Source organism: Kitasatospora sp. NPDC002543, assembly GCF_053594915.1.
Window position 1 is genome coordinate 1 of the sequence record NZ_JBSFWR010000025.1, and the last position, 19,060, is coordinate 19,060.

The 19,060-nt window shown below is 71.5% G+C and carries 16 protein-coding genes; 11 read left to right on the forward strand and 5 right to left on the reverse strand.

What is annotated here, in order from left to right; translation table 11 throughout:
• Positions 1-111: 111 nt before the first annotated feature.
• Positions 112-864: a maleylpyruvate isomerase family mycothiol-dependent enzyme gene (locus ACWD4P_RS13730; RefSeq protein ID WP_449779724.1), complete on the reverse strand. Its 753-nt coding sequence runs from the start codon at positions 862-864 to the stop codon at positions 112-114.
• A gap of 267 nt (positions 865-1,131) precedes the next feature.
• Here ACWD4P_RS13730 and uvrA point away from each other — a divergent pair, with 267 nt between their 5' ends.
• The 11 genes from uvrA (at position 1,132) to ACWD4P_RS13785 (ending at position 14,235) form a co-directional block, all read left to right on the forward strand.
• Positions 1,132-4,044 (forward strand): excinuclease ABC subunit UvrA, encoded by a 2,913-nt coding sequence (gene uvrA / locus ACWD4P_RS13735; protein ID WP_359817172.1) that lies wholly within the window; start codon positions 1,132-1,134, stop codon positions 4,042-4,044.
• A gap of 157 nt (positions 4,045-4,201) precedes the next feature.
• Positions 4,202-4,636, forward strand: coding sequence for a Rieske (2Fe-2S) protein (locus ACWD4P_RS13740; RefSeq protein WP_359817174.1), 435 nt, complete (start codon positions 4,202-4,204; stop codon positions 4,634-4,636).
• A gap of 93 nt (positions 4,637-4,729) precedes the next feature.
• On the forward strand, positions 4,730-6,781 hold the full coding sequence (uvrC, locus tag ACWD4P_RS13745; RefSeq protein WP_359817176.1) for an excinuclease ABC subunit UvrC: 2,052 nt from the start codon (positions 4,730-4,732) through the stop codon (positions 6,779-6,781).
• Between the two features lie 118 nt (positions 6,782-6,899).
• Positions 6,900-7,784, forward strand: coding sequence for an RNase adapter RapZ (rapZ, locus tag ACWD4P_RS13750; RefSeq protein ID WP_359817177.1), 885 nt, complete (start codon positions 6,900-6,902; stop codon positions 7,782-7,784).
• 63 nt (positions 7,785-7,847) lie between these two features.
• On the forward strand, positions 7,848-8,945 hold the full coding sequence (locus ACWD4P_RS13755) for a gluconeogenesis factor YvcK family protein (protein ID WP_359817255.1): 1,098 nt from the start codon (positions 7,848-7,850) through the stop codon (positions 8,943-8,945).
• Positions 8,936-9,916 carry a DNA-binding protein WhiA gene (gene whiA / locus ACWD4P_RS13760; RefSeq protein WP_316527119.1) on the forward strand — a complete coding sequence of 327 codons (981 nt, stop codon included), beginning with the start codon at positions 8,936-8,938 and terminating at the stop codon, positions 9,914-9,916. Before ACWD4P_RS13755 ends, whiA begins: the two co-directional genes overlap by 10 nt.
• A 336-nt stretch (positions 9,917-10,252) precedes the next feature.
• Positions 10,253-11,260 (forward strand): type I glyceraldehyde-3-phosphate dehydrogenase, encoded by a 1,008-nt coding sequence (gap, locus tag ACWD4P_RS13765; RefSeq protein WP_359817179.1) that lies wholly within the window; start codon positions 10,253-10,255, stop codon positions 11,258-11,260.
• Between the two features lie 154 nt (positions 11,261-11,414).
• Positions 11,415-12,626, forward strand: a complete 1,212-nt coding sequence (locus tag ACWD4P_RS13770; RefSeq protein ID WP_449779725.1) for a phosphoglycerate kinase — start codon at positions 11,415-11,417, stop codon at positions 12,624-12,626.
• A gap of 6 nt (positions 12,627-12,632) precedes the next feature.
• Complete coding sequence (gene tpiA / locus ACWD4P_RS13775; RefSeq protein ID WP_449779726.1) at positions 12,633-13,418, forward strand: triose-phosphate isomerase; 786 nt, start codon at positions 12,633-12,635, stop codon at positions 13,416-13,418.
• Positions 13,419-13,505: 87 nt separating this feature from the next.
• A complete protein-coding gene (gene secG, locus ACWD4P_RS13780; protein ID WP_359817184.1) occupies positions 13,506-13,742 on the forward strand; it encodes a preprotein translocase subunit SecG in 237 nt (78 codons plus the stop codon).
• Between the two features lie 205 nt (positions 13,743-13,947).
• On the forward strand, positions 13,948-14,235 hold the full coding sequence (locus ACWD4P_RS13785) for an RNA polymerase-binding protein RbpA (protein WP_223245297.1): 288 nt from the start codon (positions 13,948-13,950) through the stop codon (positions 14,233-14,235).
• Positions 14,236-14,322: 87 nt separating this feature from the next.
• Here ACWD4P_RS13785 and pgl read toward each other — a convergent pair whose 3' ends face one another.
• The 4 genes from pgl to tal all read right to left on the reverse strand — a co-directional run bounded on the left by pgl (position 14,323) and on the right by tal (position 18,974).
• Positions 14,323-15,111, reverse strand: coding sequence for a 6-phosphogluconolactonase (gene pgl, locus ACWD4P_RS13790; RefSeq protein ID WP_359817187.1), 789 nt, complete (start codon positions 15,109-15,111; stop codon positions 14,323-14,325).
• The gene (gene opcA / locus ACWD4P_RS13795; protein ID WP_359817189.1) at positions 15,108-16,217 is read right to left on the reverse strand and encodes a glucose-6-phosphate dehydrogenase assembly protein OpcA; all 1,110 of its coding nucleotides are present in this window, start codon (positions 16,215-16,217) and stop codon (positions 15,108-15,110) included. The genes pgl and opcA overlap by 4 nt, the downstream gene beginning before the upstream one ends.
• On the reverse strand, positions 16,214-17,752 hold the full coding sequence (zwf, locus tag ACWD4P_RS13800; protein ID WP_449779772.1) for a glucose-6-phosphate dehydrogenase: 1,539 nt from the start codon (positions 17,750-17,752) through the stop codon (positions 16,214-16,216). The genes opcA and zwf overlap by 4 nt, the downstream gene beginning before the upstream one ends.
• A gap of 79 nt (positions 17,753-17,831) precedes the next feature.
• Complete coding sequence (gene tal, locus ACWD4P_RS13805; protein WP_359817191.1) at positions 17,832-18,974, reverse strand: transaldolase; 1,143 nt, start codon at positions 18,972-18,974, stop codon at positions 17,832-17,834.
• Positions 18,975-19,060 lie beyond the last annotated feature (86 nt).

A 19,060-nucleotide genomic window follows, 5' to 3' on the forward strand; every position in this document is an offset into this window, starting at 1 on the left:
CGAAACTTCGTCGGAGGCCACCGGCGCGTGGTGTGTGCAGCGAAGGGGGGTACGACAGGACTCCGTCGTAGTCGGAGATCCATGTGTCACCAATGTCCTGCAGTTCTATACCTAGCCCATCGGGGGAAGCGGGGGGAGGCCGGTGTCGGGGGCGTGGCGCAGTCCGTCGCCGGTGGAACGGCCGGAGAGCCAGGCGGTGAGGGCGCGGAGCGGGCCCTCGACGGTCAGGGACACCTCGCCCGAGCCGATCACGGCGCGGTCCGCGGTGTCGTCGGAGACCAGCTCGACGGCCGGCAGGTCGGCCGCCCCGGCCAGCCCTCCGGAGATCCGGCGGAACTGGGCGGCCGCGAACTCCTCCGGCCAGTGCGCGGGGGTGTACCCGGCGTCCAGGTCGACGTGGTGGAACTCCAGCTCGACCACGCGCTTGGCCGGGATGTCGCAGGCCGGGAAGACGTAGCCGAAGCGGTGCCTGACCGTCGCCGTCCAGGCCTCGTCGGTCATCCGCGCGGCGGCGGCCAGGAAGCGCTCGTGGGAGTCGCGCAGGTCGGCGAGCTGGACGTCGAGCGGCCGCGGCGCGTCGCGCTCGATGTCGGCGTCGCGGGCCTCGTGGGTGGCGTACTGGGGGATGTCGGTGCCGGTGCGGGCGCCGGTCAGCAGGTTGACCAGCGAGTCGGCGTTGCGGGCGAGGTGGGCGAGCACGTGACCGCGGGTCCAGCCGGGCAGGGCGGAGGGTTCGGCGAGGGCCTGCGGCTTCAGCTCGGCGGCGGTGTGCAGCAGGTGCCGGGTGCTCTCCTCGACCCGGGCCAGGGCCCGGGAGGCGGAGGCGGCGGCGGACTTCGGGTCGGCGGACTTCGGGTCGGTCATCACATCTGCCTTCTGTGCGCGACGGCGCGTTGCCCGAGGGGGCCCCGCTCGTTGACCATGTGACGCTACCGCCGAAATCGGGCCCTGAGCAGGCCCTTTTTCGGTCCGGGTACGGACGGTCCGGAGGTCGGCCTCACTCGTTCGGGTGGTCCCGGCTGGACAAGGTCGATATTCGAACGTCTGAGCTATAGGCTGGCTGCCGCATCCTGGAAGAAGCAGCACATCCCAACGCAAGCCCTCTCGCACCGGAGAAAGGCGCCAGAAGCAGTGGCCGACCGCCTCATCGTCCGCGGTGCTCGCGAGCACAACCTCAAGAACGTCTCGCTCGACCTGCCCCGCGACTCCCTCATCGTCTTCACGGGCCTCTCCGGCTCCGGCAAGTCCTCGCTCGCCTTCGACACGATCTTCGCCGAGGGCCAGCGCCGCTACGTCGAGTCTCTGTCGTCCTACGCCCGCCAGTTCCTGGGCCAGATGGACAAGCCCGACGTCGACTTCATCGAAGGCCTCTCCCCGGCCGTCTCGATCGACCAGAAGTCCACCAACCGCAACCCCCGTTCGACCGTCGGGACCATCACCGAGGTCTACGACTACCTGCGCCTGCTGTTCGCCCGGATCGGCAAGCCGCACTGCCCGCACTGCGGCCGTCCGATCGCCAAGCAGTCGCCGCAGGCGATCGTCGACAAGGTGCTGGAGCTCGCCGAGGGCACCCGCTTCCAGGTGCTGAGCCCGGTGGTGCGCGAGCGCAAGGGCGAGTTCGTCGACCTCTTCGCCGACCTCCAGTCCAAGGGCTACTCCCGCGCCCGGGTCGACGGCGGGACGATCCAGCTCGCCGAGCCGCCGAAGCTCAAGAAGCAGGAGAAGCACACCGTCGAGGTGGTGATCGACCGCCTGACCGTCAAGGACAGCGCCAAGCGGCGGCTCACCGACTCGGTGGAGACGGCCCTGCGGCTGTCCGGCGGCATGGTCGTGCTCGACTTCGTCGACCTCCCCGAGGACGACCCGGAGCGCGAGCGGATGTACTCCGAGCACCTCTACTGCCCGTACGACGACGTGTCGTTCGAGGAGCTGGAGCCGCGCTCGTTCTCCTTCAACTCGCCGTTCGGCGCCTGCCCGGACTGCTCGGGCCTGGGCAACCGGATGGAGGTCGACCCGGAGCTGGTCGTCCCGGACGTCGAGCGCTCGCTCGACGAGGGCGCGATCCACCCGTGGTCGGCCGGGCACGCCAAGGAGTACTTCCAGCGCCTGATCGACGCGCTGGCCGGGGAGCTCGGCTTCCGCACCGACATCCCCTGGGCCGGGCTGCCCGCCCGGGCCAGGAAGGCGCTGCTGTACGGCCACAAGCACCAGGTGGAGGTCCGCTACCGCAACCGCTTCGGCCGGGAGCGCTCGTACAGCACGGGCTTCGAGGGCGCGATCCCGTTCATCCAGCGCCGGCACACCGAGGCGGAGAGCGACAGCAGCCGCGAGCGCTTCGAGGGCTACATGCGCGAGGTGCCCTGCCCGACCTGCCGGGGCACCCGGCTCAAGCCGGTGGTGCTCGCCGTCACCGTCCAGGACAAGTCGATCGCCGACGTCTCCTCGATGTCGATCAGCGACTGCTCCGAGTTCCTGGGCGCGATGAAGCTCAACGCCCGGGACAAGCAGATCGCCGAGCGGGTCCTCAAGGAGGTCAACGAGCGGCTGCGCTTCCTGGTCGACGTCGGCCTGGACTACCTCTCGCTCGACCGCGCGGCCGGCACCCTGTCCGGCGGCGAGGCCCAGCGCATCCGGCTGGCCACCCAGATCGGCTCCGGCCTGGTCGGTGTGCTGTACGTGCTGGACGAGCCGTCCATCGGCCTGCACCAGCGGGACAACCACCGGCTGATCGAGACGCTGGTGCGGCTGCGCGACATCGGCAACACCCTGATCGTGGTCGAGCACGACGAGGACACCATCAAGACCGCGGACTGGGTGGTCGACATCGGACCGGGCGCCGGTGAGCACGGCGGCAAGGTGGTGCACTCCGGCTCGCTGAAGCAGCTGCTCGCCAACAAGGAGTCGCTGACCGGCCAGTACCTCTCCGGCAAGCGGTCCATCCCGATCCCGACCACCCGCCGCGAGCGGGACAAGAAGCGCCAGCTGACCGTCCACGGGGCCCGCGAGCACAACCTCAAGGACGTCACGGTCGGCTTCCCGCTCGGCACCTTCACGGCGATCACGGGCGTCTCCGGCTCCGGCAAGTCGACGCTGGTCAACGACATCCTGTACACCCACCTCGCCAGGGAGCTGAACGGCGCCCGCAGCGTGCCCGGCCGGCACACCCGGATCACCGGCACCGACCTGGTGGACAAGGTGGTGCACGTCGACCAGTCGCCGATCGGCCGTACCCCGCGCTCCAACCCGGCCACCTACACCGGGGTGTTCGACCACGTCCGCCGGCTCTTCGCGGAGACGCAGGAGGCCAAGGTCCGCGGCTACCTGCCCGGCCGGTTCTCCTTCAACGTCAAGGGCGGCCGCTGCGAGAACTGCTCGGGCGACGGCACCATCAAGATCGAGATGAACTTCCTGCCGGACGTCTACGTGCCGTGCGAGGTCTGCCACGGCGCCCGGTACAACCGGGAGACGCTGGAGGTCCACTACAAGGGCAAGTCCATCGCCGAGGTGCTGGACATGCCGATCGAGGAGGCGCTGGCGTTCTTCGAGGCCGTCCCGGCGATCGCCCGGCACCTGCGGACGCTCAACGACGTCGGCCTCGGCTACGTCCGGCTCGGCCAGTCCGCGCCCACCCTCTCCGGCGGCGAGGCGCAGCGCGTCAAGCTCGCCTCGGAGCTGCAGAAGCGCTCCACCGGGCGGACGGTCTACGTGCTGGACGAGCCCACCACCGGCCTGCACTTCGAGGACATCAGCAAGCTGATCAAGGTGCTCAGCGGGCTCGTCGAGAAGGGCAACACGGTGATCGTCATCGAGCACAACCTCGATGTGATCAAGACCGCCGACTGGGTCGTCGACATGGGCCCCGAGGGCGGCTCCGGCGGTGGCACGGTGGTCGCCGAGGGCACCCCCGAGCAGATCGCCGGCGTGCCGGAGAGCCACACCGGCAAGTTCCTGCGGGACATCCTGCCGGACGGCTTCGCGGACGCCCCGGCCGCCGCCCCGGCGAAGAAGGCGCCGCGCAAGCGCGCGGCCGCCGCGAAGAAGTAACCGCCGCGAAGAAGTAACCGACGCGAAGACACGGCCGTCGCGAAGACGCGGCCCCGCCCGCCCCGCCGCTCCCCGGGCACTGCCAGGAGCGGCGGGGCGGGCGCCGCATAGACTTCCGTGGTCCCTCGCCGCAGCAGCAAACCGTAGGAGCACACCGATGTCCGAGGCCCCCGAGACCAGCCCCACCGCCTCCCGCCGCACCCTGCTCTGCGGGGCCGCGGCCGTCCTGGCGGCCGGCGGCACCGTGGCGGTCACCGGGTGCAGTTCCTCGGCGGGGGACAAGGGCGCCCTCAAGGGCCCGGTCGACCTCGGCCCGGCCTCGGCCGTGCCGGAGGGCGGCGGCAAGGTCTTCCGCGAGCAGAAGATCGTGGTGACCCAGCCCACCGCCGGCCAGTACAAGGCGTTCAACGCCCGCTGCACCCACGCCGGCTGCCTCGTCGACCAGGTGAAGAACGCCCAGATCCAGTGCCCCTGCCACGGCAGCCGGTTCGCCATCGCCGACGGCGCCGTGCAGGACGGACCGGCCCCCTCCCCGCTGCCCGCCTACACCGTCACGGTCGAGGGCGGCAACCTCAAGGTGACCCCGAGCTGACCGAGTTGACCGACTTGACCGCCTCCCGACCGCCACGGTCCCCGTTGACGATCGCCGCCCCGCGGCCCCGGCCCCACTCGGTACGGTGGACCCATGGCTGACCCGAGCACCTACCGCCCCGCGCCCGGTGCGATCCCGACCTCCCCCGGCGTCTACAAGTTCCGCGACGCCCACGGCCGGGTCATCTACGTCGGCAAGGCCAAGAGCCTGCGGCCGCGCCTCTCGTCCTACTTCCAGGACCTGGCCGGCCTGCACCCGCGCACCGCGACCATGGTCACCACCGCCGCCTCGGTGGAGTGGACCGTCGTCGGCACCGAGGTCGAGGCGCTCCAGCTGGAGTACTCCTGGATCAAGGAGTTCGACCCGCGGTTCAACGTCAAGTACCGCGACGACAAGAGCTATCCGGAACTCGCCGTCACCCTGAACGAGGAGTACCCGCGGGTCCAGGTGATGCGCGGGGCGCACAAGAAGGGCGTGCGCTACTTCGGCCCGTACGGGCACGCCTGGGCGATCCGCGAGACGGTCGACCTGCTGCTGCGCGTCTTCCCCGTCCGCACCTGCTCCAACGGCGTCTTCAAGCGCGCCCGCCAGGTCGGCCGGCCCTGCCTGCTCGGCTACATCGGCAAGTGCGCCGCGCCCTGCGTCGGCAAGGTCTCGGCGGACGAACACCGGGCGCTGGCCGAGGACTTCTGCGACTTCATGGCCGGGCGCACCGGCAACTACCTGCGCCGGCTGGAAGACGGGATGCGGGAGGCCGCGGCCGAGCTGGAGTACGAGAAGGCGGCCCGGCTGCGCGACGACATCGGCGCCCTCAAGCGCGCGATGGAGAAGAACGCCATCGTGCTCGCCGACGCCACCGACGCCGACCTGCTGGCCGTCGCCGAGGACGAGCTCGAAGCCGCCGTGCAGATCTTCCACGTCCGCGGCGGCCGGGTGCGCGGCCAGCGCGGCTGGGTCACCGACAAGGTCGAGGACGTGGACACCGCCGGCCTGGTCGAGCACGCCCTCCAGCAGCTCTACGGCGGCGGCGAGTCCGTCCCCCGCGAGGTGCTCGTCCCCGCCCTGCCCGACCCGGCGGAGCCGGTCCGCGAGTGGCTCGGCGGCCTGCGCGGCAGCCAGGTCGACCTGCGCATCCCCCAGCGCGGCGACAAGAAGGACCTGATGGCCACCGTGCAGCGCAACGCCCAGCAGGCGCTCGCGCTGCACAAGACCAAGCGCGCCTCCGACCTCACCACCCGCAGCCGCGCCCTCCAGGAGATCGCCGACGCGCTGGAGCTGGACTCCGTCCCGCTGCGCATCGAGTGCTACGACATCTCCCACCTCCAGGGCGAGGACGTGGTCGCCTCCATGGTCGTCTTCGAGGACGGCCTGGCCCGCAAGAGCGAGTACCGGCGCTTCCAGATCAGGGGCTTCGAGGGCCAGGACGACGTCCGCTCGATGCACGAGGTGATCAGCCGGCGCTTCCGCCGCTACCTCCAGGAGCGCGAACAGACCGGCGAGTGGGCCGTCCCGGAGTCCGAGGACGGCCCGGCCGAGGACGACCGGCCGGAGGACGGCCCGCGCACCGAGGACGGCCGCCCCAAGCGCTTCGCCTACCCGCCGCAGCTACTGGTCGTCGACGGCGGCCAGCCGCAGGTCGCCGCCGCCAAGCGCGCGCTGGACGAGCTCGGCATCGACGACGTCGCGCTGTGCGGCCTGGCCAAGCGCCTGGAGGAGGTCTGGCTGCCGGGTGAGGACGACCCGGTGGTGCTGCCCCGCTCCAGCGAGGGCCTCTACCTGCTCCAGCGGGTCCGCGACGAGGCGCACCGCTTCGCGATCAGCTATCAGCGCAACAAGCGTTCCAAGCGACTCACCGCCGGGGAACTGGACTCCGTCCCGGGCCTCGGCGAGACTCGCCGCCGGGCGCTGCTCAAGCACTTCGGCTCGCTGAAGAAGCTCCGGGCCGCCACCGTGGACGAGCTCTGCGAGGTACCCGGCATCGGACGCCGCACCGCGCAGACTGTTGCGGAGGCGTTGTCGTCCCGTACACCCGTCGCACCCGCGGTCAACACCGCGACCGGCGAGATCATCGAGGACGGGGTCGACGAGACCACCGAGCCGGTGGCAGCAGCACCCCAGACCGCACCATCCCAGGAGACGCCATGACGGCCGACGCCGCCCGTCAGCCGGTGCGCCCCGGCCCCGCCCGCCTGCCCGGGCCGGGGAAGGGCGGCCGAGCCGTACGCGTTCTCCCCAGCAGAAAGACCGAGAGCGGGGAACCGAAGTGACCGTGTCAGACGTGGCCGAGAACGCGCCGGAGCTGGTGATCATCTCCGGCATGTCCGGAGCCGGCCGCTCCACCGCGGCCAAGTGCCTGGAGGACCTCGGCTGGTTCGTGGTGGACAACCTGCCGCCGGCCCTGATCCCGACCATGGTCGACCTGGGCGCGCGCTCCCAGGGCAACGTCGCCCGGATCGGCGTGGTCGTGGACGTCCGCGGCCGGCAGTTCTTCGACGACCTCCTCACCTCGCTGGACGAGCTGGAGAAGCGCGGAGTCCGGCTCCGGGTCGTCTTCCTGGACTCCTCCGACGAGGCGCTGGTGCGCCGCTTCGAGAGCGTCCGCCGCCCGCACCCGCTGCAGGCCGACGGCCGGATCGTGGACGGCATCGCCCAGGAGCGCGACCTGCTGCGCGACCTGCGCGGCGAGGCCGACCTGGTGATCGACACCTCCAACCTCAACGTGCACCAGCTGCGGGCCAAGCTGGACGCCCAGTTCGCCGACCACGACGAACCCGAGCTGCGCGCCACCGTGATGTCCTTCGGCTTCAAGTACGGCCTGCCGGTCGACGCCGACCTCGTGGTGGACTGCCGTTTCCTGCCCAACCCGCACTGGGTGCCCGAACTGCGGGCCCGCACCGGCACCGACGCGGACGTCGCCGACTACGTCTTCCAGCAGCCCGGAGCCAACGAGTTCCTGGACGGCTACACCCAGCTGCTGCGCATCATCACCGAGGGATACCGCCGCGAGGGGAAGCGCTACATGACGCTTGCCGTAGGCTGCACCGGTGGCAAGCACCGCAGCGTCGCCATGTCCGAGCGTCTGACCAAGCGTCTCATCGCCGACGGAGTCGAGACGGTGCTCGTTCACCGTGACATGGGACGGGAGTAACCGCCGCCTCCCTGCCGGGCCCGTCGGCGGAGCGGTCGGCGGGCCGAGGAACGCGAGGTGATTGTGGCGGGATACGTGCCCGGGCGGCAGCCGCAGAGCAGGACCGGTGACCGGGCGGGCAGCCCGGCCCGGCCCACGGCGCCGAGTCGTCCGCGCAGCAGTCCCGCCCGGGCCAATCCGGCCCCGAGGATCACCGCGCTCGGTGGCGGGCAGGGCCTGTCCGCCTCGCTGTCCGCGCTGCGCCGGCTCACCAGCGACCTGACCGCCGTGGTCACCGTCGCCGACGACGGCGGCTCCAGCGGGCGGCTGCGCGAGGAGCTGGGGGTGCTGCCCCCGGGCGACCTGCGCAAGGCGCTGGCCGCGCTGTGCGGGGACGACGACTGGGGCCGCACCTGGTCCGAGGTGATCCAGCAGCGCTTCACCGGCAACGGGGAGCTCGGCGGCCACGCGGTCGGCAACCTGCTGATCGTCGCGCTCTGGGAGAAGCTGGGCGACCCGGTGGCGGCACTGGACTGGGTCGGCCGGCTGCTCAACGTCCAGGGCCGGGTGCTGCCGATGTCGGCGGTGCCGCTGGACATCGAGGCGACCGTCCGCGGCCACGACCCGCTGCACCCCGGCGAGCTCACGGCCGTCCGCGGCCAGGCCGACGTCGCGGTGACCCCGGGCACCGTGCAGTCGATCCGGCTGCTGCCCGACGAGCCGCCCGCCGTCCCGGAGGCGGTCACGGCCGTCCGGGAGGCGGACTGGGTGGTGCTCGGCCCCGGCTCCTGGTTCACCAGCGTGCTGCCGCACCTGCTGGTGCCCGAGCTGGCCGCGGCGCTCACCGAGACCCGCGCCCGCCGGCTGCTCACCCTGAACCTGGCCCCCCAGCCCGGGGAGACCGAGGGCTTCACCCCCCAGCGCCACCTGGAGGTCATCGCCGACCACGCTCCGGACCTCGCGGTGGATGCGATCCTGGTGGACGAGCGCGCCGTCACCGGCGGGGCCTTCGGCCAGGCCGACCTGGACGGCTTGGAGAAGTCCGCGGCCCGGATGGGCGCCGCTCTGGTACTCGGCTCGGTGGCCCGCACCGACGGGACGCCGCGACACGACCCCGAGCTGTTGGCGGCAGCGTACGACCGGATTTTCCGGACACATGGAAGGATCGGGCCATGGCGATGACTCCAGCGGTGAAGGACGAGATCAGCCGGCTCCCGGTCACCCGGGCCTGCTGTCGCAAGGCGGAGGTGTCGGCGATCCTGCGGTTCGCGGGCGGACTGCACATCGTGAGCGGCCGCATCGTGATCGAGGCGGAGCTGGACACCGGAGCGGCGGCACGGCGGCTGCGCAAGGACCTGCTGGAGATCTTCGGGCACTCCTCGGACCTCGTGGTGATGGCCCCCGGCGGGCTGCGCCGCGGCAGCCGCTTCGTGGTGCGGGTGGTCAAGGACGGCGAGCTGCTCGCACGCCAGACCGGGCTCGTGGACGGCCGCGGCCGTCCGATCCGGGGGCTGCCCCCGGCGGTCGTCTCCGGGGCGACCTGTGACGCCGAGGCGGCCTGGCGCGGGGCCTTCCTGGCGCACGGCTCGCTCACGGAGCCGGGTCGCTCCTCCTCGCTGGAGATCACCTGCCCCGGCTCCGAGGCCGCCCTCGCGCTGGTCGGCGCCGCCCGTCGGCTCGGCATCCCGGCCAAGGCCCGCGAGGTGCGCGGCGTGGATCGGGTGGTGATCCGCGACGGCGACGCGATCGGCGCCCTGCTGACCCGGCTCGGCGCGCACGAGTCGGTGCTGGCCTGGGAGGAGCGCCGGATGCGGCGCGAGGTGCGCGCCACCGCCAACCGGCTGGCCAACTTCGACGACGCCAACCTGCGCCGCTCGGCCCGGGCCGCGGTGGCGGCCGGCGCCCGGGTGGCCCGCGCGCTGGAGATCCTCGGCGACGAGGTGCCCGAGCACCTGGCCGCGGCCGGCCAGCTGCGGATGCAGCACAAGCAGGCCTCGCTGGAGGAGCTGGGCGCGCTCGCCGACCCGCCGCTGACCAAGGACGCGGTGGCCGGCCGGATCCGCCGTCTGCTGGCGATGGCAGACAAGCGCGCCTCCGAGCTCGGCCTGCCGAGCACCGAGGCCAGCATCACCGACGAGATGGCGATGAACTGACGGTCACGCCCGGTGACGACACCACGGCCGGCGCCCCCGCTCGGGGGCGTCGGCCGTCGGCGTTCCCGGGTGGTCCCGGGGGCGGCCTCCGAACGGGTTTCCGGGCCCGCCGACACTCCCGAATTGGTAGAGACCACTGGCCCGGGACCAACTGCCCGGCGGAGCAAGGCCGGACGGCCTGAAATCGGGTTTCGGCCGCGCCACGCCCGGTCCCACCAGGCGGCGCGATGTGCCGTCCCAGGCCCCGGAGGGGTAGGGTCATAGGCGGTCGGGGACTTCCCAAATCTCACCCCCGCCGGGCCTCGCGCCCGGCGTACCTAACGAGGAGATCGGTTCGTGACGATCCGGGTAGGCATCAACGGCTTCGGCCGCATCGGCCGCAACTTCTTCCGCGCGGTCAAGGCTCAGGGCGCGGACATCGAGGTCGTGGGTGTCAACGACCTCACCGACACGAAGACCCTGGCCCACCTGCTCAAGTACGACACCACCCTGGGGACCTTCCCGGGCGAGGTCTCGCACACCGAGGACAGCATCACCGTCGACGGCCACACCTTCAAGGTGACCGCCGAGCGTGACCCCGCCAACCTCCCGTGGGCCGCCCTGGGCGCCGACATCGTCGTCGAGTCCACCGGCATCTTCACCAAGGCCGAGGCCGCGAAGAAGCACCTCGCCGCCGGCGCGAAGAAGGTCATCATCTCGGCGCCCGCCAGTGACGAGGACGTCACCATCGTGCTGGGCGTCAACGACGAGAAGTACGACGCCGCCAACCACCACATCATCTCCAACGCCTCCTGCACCACCAACTGCGTGGCGCCGATGGCGAAGGTGCTGAACGAGGCCTTCGGCATCGTCAAGGGCCTGATGACCACCGTCCACGCGTTCACCAACGACCAGGTGACCCTGGACTTCCCGCACAAGGACCTGCGCCGTGCTCGTGCGGCCTCGCAGAACATCATCCCGACCTCGACCGGCGCCGCCAAGGCGACCGCCCTGGTCCTGCCGGAGCTGAAGGGCAAGCTGGACGGCACCTCGCTGCGCGTCCCGGTCCCGACCGGCTCCATCACGGACCTGGTCGTCACCCTGGAGCGCGAGGTCACCAAGGACGAGGTCAACGCGGCCTTCCAGAAGGCCGCGCAGGAGGGCCCGCTCAAGGGCATCCTGGCCTACACCGAGGACCCGATCGTCTCCTCGGACATCGTCAACGACCCGGCTTCGTGCATCTTCGACAGCCAGCTCACCATGGTCCAGGGCAACCAGGTCAAGGTGCTCGGCTGGTACGACAACGAGTGGGGCTACTCGAACCGCGTGGTCGACCTGGTCACCCTCGTCGGCGGGCAGCTCTGACCTTGCGGGAGCTGACGTGATGTAGGGGCGAGGGCCCGGGCGGCGTACGGTGCCGGCCGGGCCCTCGTTCCGCGCTCAAGGACTTCTCAGGCGGCCCCTGCGCCGTGCCGCCTCACTGCGCATCAACCATCTCCCCAGGAGAAACCGAATCCCCGTGAAGACCATCGAAGAGCTCATCGAAGCCGGCGTCGAAGGCAAGCGCGTGTTCGTGCGCGCCGACCTGAACGTGCCGCTGGACGGCGACACGATCACCGACGACGGCCGGATCCGCGCCGTCGCGCCGACCATCGCCAAGCTGGCCGCGGCCGGCGCGAAGGTCGTCGTGGCCTCGCACCTCGGCCGCCCCAAGGGCGAGCCGGACCCGAAGTTCTCGCTCGCGCCGGTGGCCGTGCGCCTCGGCGAGATCCTCGGCAAGGACGTCGCCTTCGCCGCCGACACCGTCGGTGACAGCGCGGCGGCCACCGTGGCCGGGCTGGCGGCCGGCGAGGTCGCGCTGCTGGAGAACCTGCGCTTCAACGCCGGCGAGACCAGCAAGGACGACGCCGAGCGCAAGGCCTTCGCCGAGCAGCTGGCCGCGCTGGCGGACCTGTACGTCGGTGACGGCTTCGGGGCCGTGCACCGCAAGCACGCCTCGGTCTACGACCTGCCGGCGCTGCTGCCGCACGCCGCCGGCGACCTGATCGCCACCGAGGTCGGCGTGCTGAAGAAGCTCACCGAGGAGGTCGCCCGCCCGTACGTGGTGGTGCTGGGCGGCGCCAAGGTCTCCGACAAGCTGGGCGTGATCGACAACCTGCTGGAGAAGGCCGACCGGATCCTGATCGGCGGCGGCATGGCGTACACCTTCCTCAAGGCCAAGGGCCACGAGGTCGGCATCTCGCTGCTGCAGGCGGACCAGATCCCGACCGTCCTGGAGTACCTGGCCCGGGCCGAGGCGCGCGGCGTCGAGTTCGTGCTGCCGGTGGACGTCCTGGTCTCCGCCGAGTTCCCGGACCTCAAGACCAAGGCCCCGGCGAACCCCTCGACCGTCGCCGCGGACGCCATCCCGGCCGACGAGGAGGGCCTGGACATCGGCCCGAAGACCCGCGAGCTGTACGCGGCCAAGCTGGCCGACGCGGGCACCGTGTTCTGGAACGGCCCGATGGGCGTCTTCGAGCACCCGGACTACGCGAACGGCACCAAGGCCGTCGCGCAGGCCCTGATCGACAGCGACGCGTTCACCGTGGTCGGTGGCGGCGACTCCGCCGCGGCCGTCCGCATCCTGGGCTTCGACGAGACGGAGTTCGGGCACATCTCGACCGGCGGCGGCGCCAGCCTCGAGTACCTGGAGGGCAAGACCCTCCCCGGTCTCGCCGCTCTGGAGGACTGAAAGCACATGACCGACCGTCTCCCGCTGATGGCGGGCAACTGGAAGATGAACCTCAACCACCTTGAGGCCATCCAGCACACCCAGAAGCTGGCCTTCGCGCTGGCCGACAAGGACTACGAGGCCGTCGAGGTCGCCGTCCTGGTGCCGTTCACCGACCTGCGCTCGGTGCAGACCCTGGTGTTCGGCGACAAGCTGAAGATCAAGTACGGCTCGCAGGACATCTCGCAGCACGACGGCGGGGCCTACACCGGCGAGGTCTCCGGCCCGATGCTGGCCAAGCTGCAGTGCACCTACGCGGTGATCGGCCACTCCGAGCGCCGCCAGTACCACGGCGAGGACGAGGAGATCGTCAACGCCAAGGTGAAGGCCGCCTACCGCGCCGGGATCACCCCGATCCTCTGCGTCGGCGAGCCGCTGGACGTCCGCAAGGCCGGCACCCACGTCGAGCACACCCTGGCCCAGCTGGACGGCGGCCTGGCCGGCGTCCCGGCCCACCAGGCCGAGTCGATCGTGGTCGCGTACGAGCCGGTCTGGGCGATCGGCACCGGCGAGGTGGCCACCCCGGAGGACGCGCAGGAGGTCTGCGCCGCGATCCGCGCGCGGATCGCCGAGCTGTACGACGCCGAGCTGGCCGGCAAGGTCCGCGTGCTGTACGGCGGCTCGGTGAAGTCGTCGAGCGCGGCCGGCCTGATGGCCAAGCCCGACATCGACGGCGGCCTGGTCGGCGGTGCCTCGCTGGACGCCGAGGAGTTCGTCAAGATCGTGCGCTACCGTGAGCAGGCAGTAGGCTAACGCCGCCGCAGCAACGTAGGCTTTGGGGCCGGACCGCCGTACGCGGCCCGGCCCCTTCGCCGAAGATACGAGAGAGTTGGTCCCGTCGTGGTTCTCGGGTTCTCGATTGCCCTGATCATCTTCAGTCTGCTGATGATCCTCCTGGTGCTGCTGCACAAGGGGAAGGGCGGCGGCCTGTCCGACATGTTCGGCGGCGGCGCGATGTCCACCGGTGGCGGTTCGGCGGTGGCCGAGCGCAACCTGGACCGCATCACCATCGTTGTGGGCGTGGGATGGTTCGCATCCATCATCGTGCTGGGCCTGCTGATGAAGACCTCGGTCTGACGTACCCCTGACGCCCCGTCGCCCGAGCGCCTATCCTGTAACGGCCCGGTGCGGAGGCGATGGTGGCGGATGCTTAACTCCTGCTTACACTAGGACGACTTTCGCCACCGACGCGCACCGCGGCGGGTCGGCGCACCAGTACGCAGGGAGTCAGACCGTGGCAAGTGGCAATGCCATCCGTGGCAGCAGGGTCGGGGCCGGCCCGATGGGCGAGGCGGAGCGCGGCGAGTCCGCCCCGCGCAACCGGATCTCCTTCTGGTGCGCGAACAAGCACGAGACCCGACCCAGCTTCGCGGCCGAAGCGGCGATCCCGGAGACCTGGGACTGCCCGCGCTGCGGCTTCCCGGCGGGGCAGGACCAGCACAACCCGCCGGCGCCCTCGCGCAACGAGCCCTACAAGACCCACCTCGCCTACGTCCGCGAGCGGCGCACCGACGCCGACGGCGAGGCGATCCTGGCGGAGGCGCTGGCGAAGCTGCGCGGCGAGATCTGACCGGAACACCCGCTGAACACCCGCTGAACGGCGCGAAGGGCGCCACCGTCGAACGACGGTGGCGCCCTTCGGCGTTGCCGGGCCCGCCTACGCGGAGGCCGGCGGGTACAGCTGCGGCGGGATCTGCTCCGCGGCCGCGCGGTCCAGCAGCCACAGGGTGCGGCTGCGGCCGTACGCCCCGGAGGCGGGCGCCTGGAGCTCGCCGGGGCCGGACAGGGCCAGCGCGACCGCGCCCGCCTTGTCCTCGCCGGCGGCCAGCAGCCAGACCTCGCGGGCGGTGCGGATCGCCGGGAGGGTGAGCGAGACCCGGGTCGGCGGGGGCTTGGGGGCCCCGCGCACGCCGACCACGGTCAGCTCGGTCTCCCGCACGCCGGGGTGCTCCGGGAAGAGCGAGGCGACGTGGGTGTCCGGGCCGACGCCGAGCAGCAGCACGTCGAAGGCCGGGACACCGAGCCGGTCGCCCGGACCGGCCGCCTTCGCCAGCTCCTCGGCGTAGCGGGCGGCGGCGGCCTCCACGTCCGAGCCGTCCACCCCGTCCGAGGCGGGCATCTCGTGCACCCGTGCCGGGTCGAGCGGGACGGCGTCCAGCAGCTCGGCGCGGGCCTGGACGGCGTTTCGCTCCGGATCGGCGGCGGGCAGGAAGCGCTCGTCGCCCCACCAGAGGTCCAGCCGGCCCCAGTCGACCGCGTCGCGCGCCGGGGAGGCGGCGATCGCGGCCAGCAGGGCGTTGCCGTTGCGACCGCCGGTGAGCACCACCGAGGCGCTGCCGCGGGCGGCCTGGGCGTCCACGATCCGGGTGATCAGGCGGGCCGCGGCCGCCTGGGCCATCAGCTCCTTGTCCCGGTGGACGACCAGCTGCGGGGTCGCGTTGGTCATGCGCCTTCCTTGGTGGTGCGCTTGCCGGAGGCCTTCCGGGCGGGCTTCTTCTCCGCCGTCTCGGCGGTCACCCGGTCCGGGTTGGCCACGGCCGCCTCGGCGGCCTGCTCGACCGCCTCCTCGGCCTCCGCCGCGACCTCGCGGGCGACCTTCTCGGCCGCCTCGGTCTCGGCGTTGTCCGGCTCGTGCAGCTGGTCGACGGGCGTGCGCACGGCCGTCGCGTAGATGTCGTCCGGGTCCAGGCGGCGCAGCTCCTCGGCGATCAGCTCCGAGGTCTCGCGCCGCTTGAGCGCCACCTGGCGGTCCGGCGAGCCGGGCATGGAGAGCGTGCCGAGCAGGCCGTCCGGGCGGTCGAGGGTGATGTCCCCGTCCTTGGTGCGCAGGCGCACCGCGGTGATGCCGGGGCCGTTGGTGACGACCCGCTCGACCGGCACCTGCAGCCGGTTGGTCAGCCACAGGCCGAGCAGCTCGACGCTCGGGTTGTACGACTCGCCCTCGACCACCGCGGAGACGATCGTGGACGGACGCTGGTCCAGCGCGGCGGCCAGCATCGAGCGCCAGCCGGTGATCCGGGTCCAGGCCAGGTCGGTGTCGCCCGGGGAGTAGCTCTGCGCGCGCTGGGCGAGCTGGCCGACCGGGGACTCGGCGGTGACGGTGTCGGTGATCCGGCGCTGGGCGATCGAGCCCAGCGGGTCCTGCGCCGGGTGGAGCGGCGCGTTGTCCGGCCACCAGACCACGGTCGGGGCGTCCGGCAGCAGCAGCGGCAGGACCACCGACTGGGCGTGCGCGGCGAGTTCGCCGTGCATCCGCAGGACAACCGTTTCGCCGGAGCCGGCGTCCGAGCCGACCAGGATCTCGGCGTCCAGCCGGGTCTCGGCCCGGGCCCGGGGCGAGCGCCCGGCGCGCTTGATCACCGCGAGGGTGCGCATCGGGTGCTCGCGGGAGGCGTCGTTGGCGGCCTTGAGGGCGTCGTAGGCGCTGCCCTCGTCGGTCACGATCACCAGGGTGAGCACCATGCCGGCGGCGCCGGAGCCACGGGCCCGGCGCGCCTCCATCAGCGCGGCGTTGATCTTGCTGGACGTCGTGTTGGTGAGGTCGATCTTCATGGCCGGCGCCAGCTCCTGCCGTCTCGTGCGAGCATCTCGTCCGCCTCGACGGGGCCCCAGGTCCCCGCCGCGTACTGGGCGGGCTTGCCGTGGGTGTCCCAGTACTTCTCGATCGGGTCGAGGATCTGCCAGGAGAGCTCGACCTCCTGGTGGCGCGGGAACAGGTTGGCGTCGCCGAGCAGCACGTCGAGGATGAGCCGCTCGTACGCCTCCGGGCTGGACTCGGTGAAGGACTCGCCGTAGGCGAAGTCCATCGTGACGTCCCGGACCTCGAAGGAGGTGCCCGGCACCTTGGAGCCGAACCGCACCGTCACGCCCTCGTCCGGCTGCACCCGGATGACCAGGGCGTTCTGCCCCAGCTCCTCGGTCGCGTAGGAGTCGAAGGGCAGGTACGGGGCGCGCTGGAAGACGACGGCGATCTCGGTGACCCGCCGGCCCAGGCGCTTGCCGGTGCGCAGGTAGAACGGGACGCCCGCCCAGCGGCGGTTGTTGATCTCCAGCTTGATGGCCGCGTAGGTGTCGGTCTTGGAGTCCGGGTCGATCCCGTCCTCGTCCAGGTAGCCGACGACCTCCTCGCCGCCCTGCCAGCCGGACGCGTACTGGCCGCGCACGGTGTGCCGGCCGAGGTCGGCCGGGAGCTTGACGGCGCTGAGCACCTTGAGCTTCTCGGCCACCAGCGCCTTGGGGTGGAAGGAGGCGGGCTCCTCGATGGCGGTGAGCGCCATCAGCTGGAGCAGGTGGTTCTGGATGACGTCACGGGCGGAGCCGATGCCGTCGTAGTAGCCGGCCCGGCCACCGATGCCGATGTCCTCGGCCATGGTGATCTGCACGTGGTCGACGTACGACCGGTTCCAGATCGGCTCGAACATCTGGTTGGCGAAGCGCAGCGCCAGGATGTTCTGGACCGTCTCCTTGCCCAGGTAGTGGTCGATCCGGAAGACCTCGTCCCGGGGGAAGACCTCGTGGACGACCTTGTTGAGCTCCTGGGCGCTCTCCAGGTCGTGGCCGAACGGCTTCTCGATGACCGCGCGGCGCCAGGAGCCCTGCGGCGGATCGGCCAGGCCGTGCTTCTTGAGCTGCTGGACGACGGTCGGGAAGAACTTCGGCGGGACGGACAGGTAGAAGGCGAAGTTGCCGCCGGTGCCCTGGGCCTGGTCCAGTTCCTGGATGGTCTCGCGCAGCTTGTCGAAGGCGTCGTCGTCGTCGAAGGTGCCGTGGACGAACCGCATGCCCTTGGCGAGCTGCTGCCAGACCTCCTCCCGGAAGGGGGTGCGGGCGTGGTCCCGGACGGCGTCGTGGACCTCCTTGGCGAAGTCCTCGTCGTCCCACTCCCGGCGGGCGAAGCCGACGAGGGAGAAGCCCGGCGGAAGCAGACCGCGGTTGGCCAGGTCGTAGATGGCCGGCATCAGCTTCTTGCGGGACAGGTCGCCGGTGACCCCGAAGATGACCAGACCGGACGGCCCCGCGATGCGCGGGAGCCGTCGGTCGGAGGGGTCACGAAGCGGGTTGACCGGGCTGGACGGGAGGTCGTCCACGTCCGATTCCGAAGTCAACTCGGGGAAATCAGTGCTCACTTGATGGGCTCCGCTTTCGTGCGCTGGCTGTGAGCCTGGGTCACTTCTCGTCGGCGAAGGAAGCGAGCGAGGCGGTGACGGTGTCGAGCAGTTCCTTCCAGGACTGCTCGAACTTCTCGACGCCCTCGTCCTCCAGGACCTGGACGACGTCGTCGTAGTCCACGCCGGCGGCGGCGATCGCGTCCAGCACGGCCTTGGCGTCGGCGTAGTTCGGGACGATGGTGTTGCCGGTGACCACACCGTGGTCGCCGGTGGCGTCCAGGGTGGCCTCGGGCATCGTGTTGACGGTGCCGGGGGCGACCAGCTCGGTGACGTACAGGGTGTCCGGCAGGGCCGGGTCCTTGACGCCGGTGGACGCCCAGAGCGGGCGCTGCGGCTTGGCGCCGGCGGCCTCCAGGGCCTTCCAGCGGGCGCTGCCGGCGGTCTTGCCGTCGACGCTGCCGAAGACCTCCTCGTACGCCTGGTAGGCGAGGCGGGCGTTGGCCAGGGCGGCCTTGGAGCGCAGGTTCCGGGCGTCGCCGCCGATCTTGTCCAGGCGCTTGTCGATCTCGGTGTCCACGCGGGAGACGAAGAAGGACGCCACCGACTCGATCTGGGAGAGGTCCAGGCCCTTGGCCTTGGCGGTCTCCAGACCGGTCAGGTAGGCGTCGATGACGGCCTTGTAGCGCTCCAGCGAGAAGATCAGGGTGACGTTGACGCTGATGCCCTTGCCGATGACCTCGCTGATCGCGGGCAGGCCGGCCTTGGTGGCGGGGATCTTGATGAAGACGTTCGGGCGGTCGACCAGCCACCACAGCTGCTTGGCCTCGGCCACGGTGACGGCGGTCTCGTGGGCCAGGCGCGGGTCGACCTCGATGGAGACCCGGCCGTCGCGGCCGTTGGAGGCGTCGTAGACCGGGCGCAGCACGTCGGCCGCGTCGCGCACGTCCGAGGTGGTGATCATGCGGATCGCCTCGTCGGTGGTGACCTTGCGGACGGCGAGGTCGCGCAGCTGGCTGTCGTAGGAGTCGTCGCCGGCGCCGGCGATGGCCTTCTGGAAGATGGTCGGGTTGGTGGTCACGCCCACCACGTGCTTGTTCTGCACCAGTTCGGCCAGGTTGCCGGAGTTCAGCCGCTTGCGGCTGAGGTCGTCCAGCCAGATCGCAACGCCTTCGTCGCTGAGGCGCTTCAGTGCGTCAGTCATGGTGCTTCAGTCCCTTGTTCTTCTTGCTTCGTGGGGTGGTCTGAGGGGGCCGCGTGCCCGCGTGCGGGCGGGCACGCGGCCCGGAA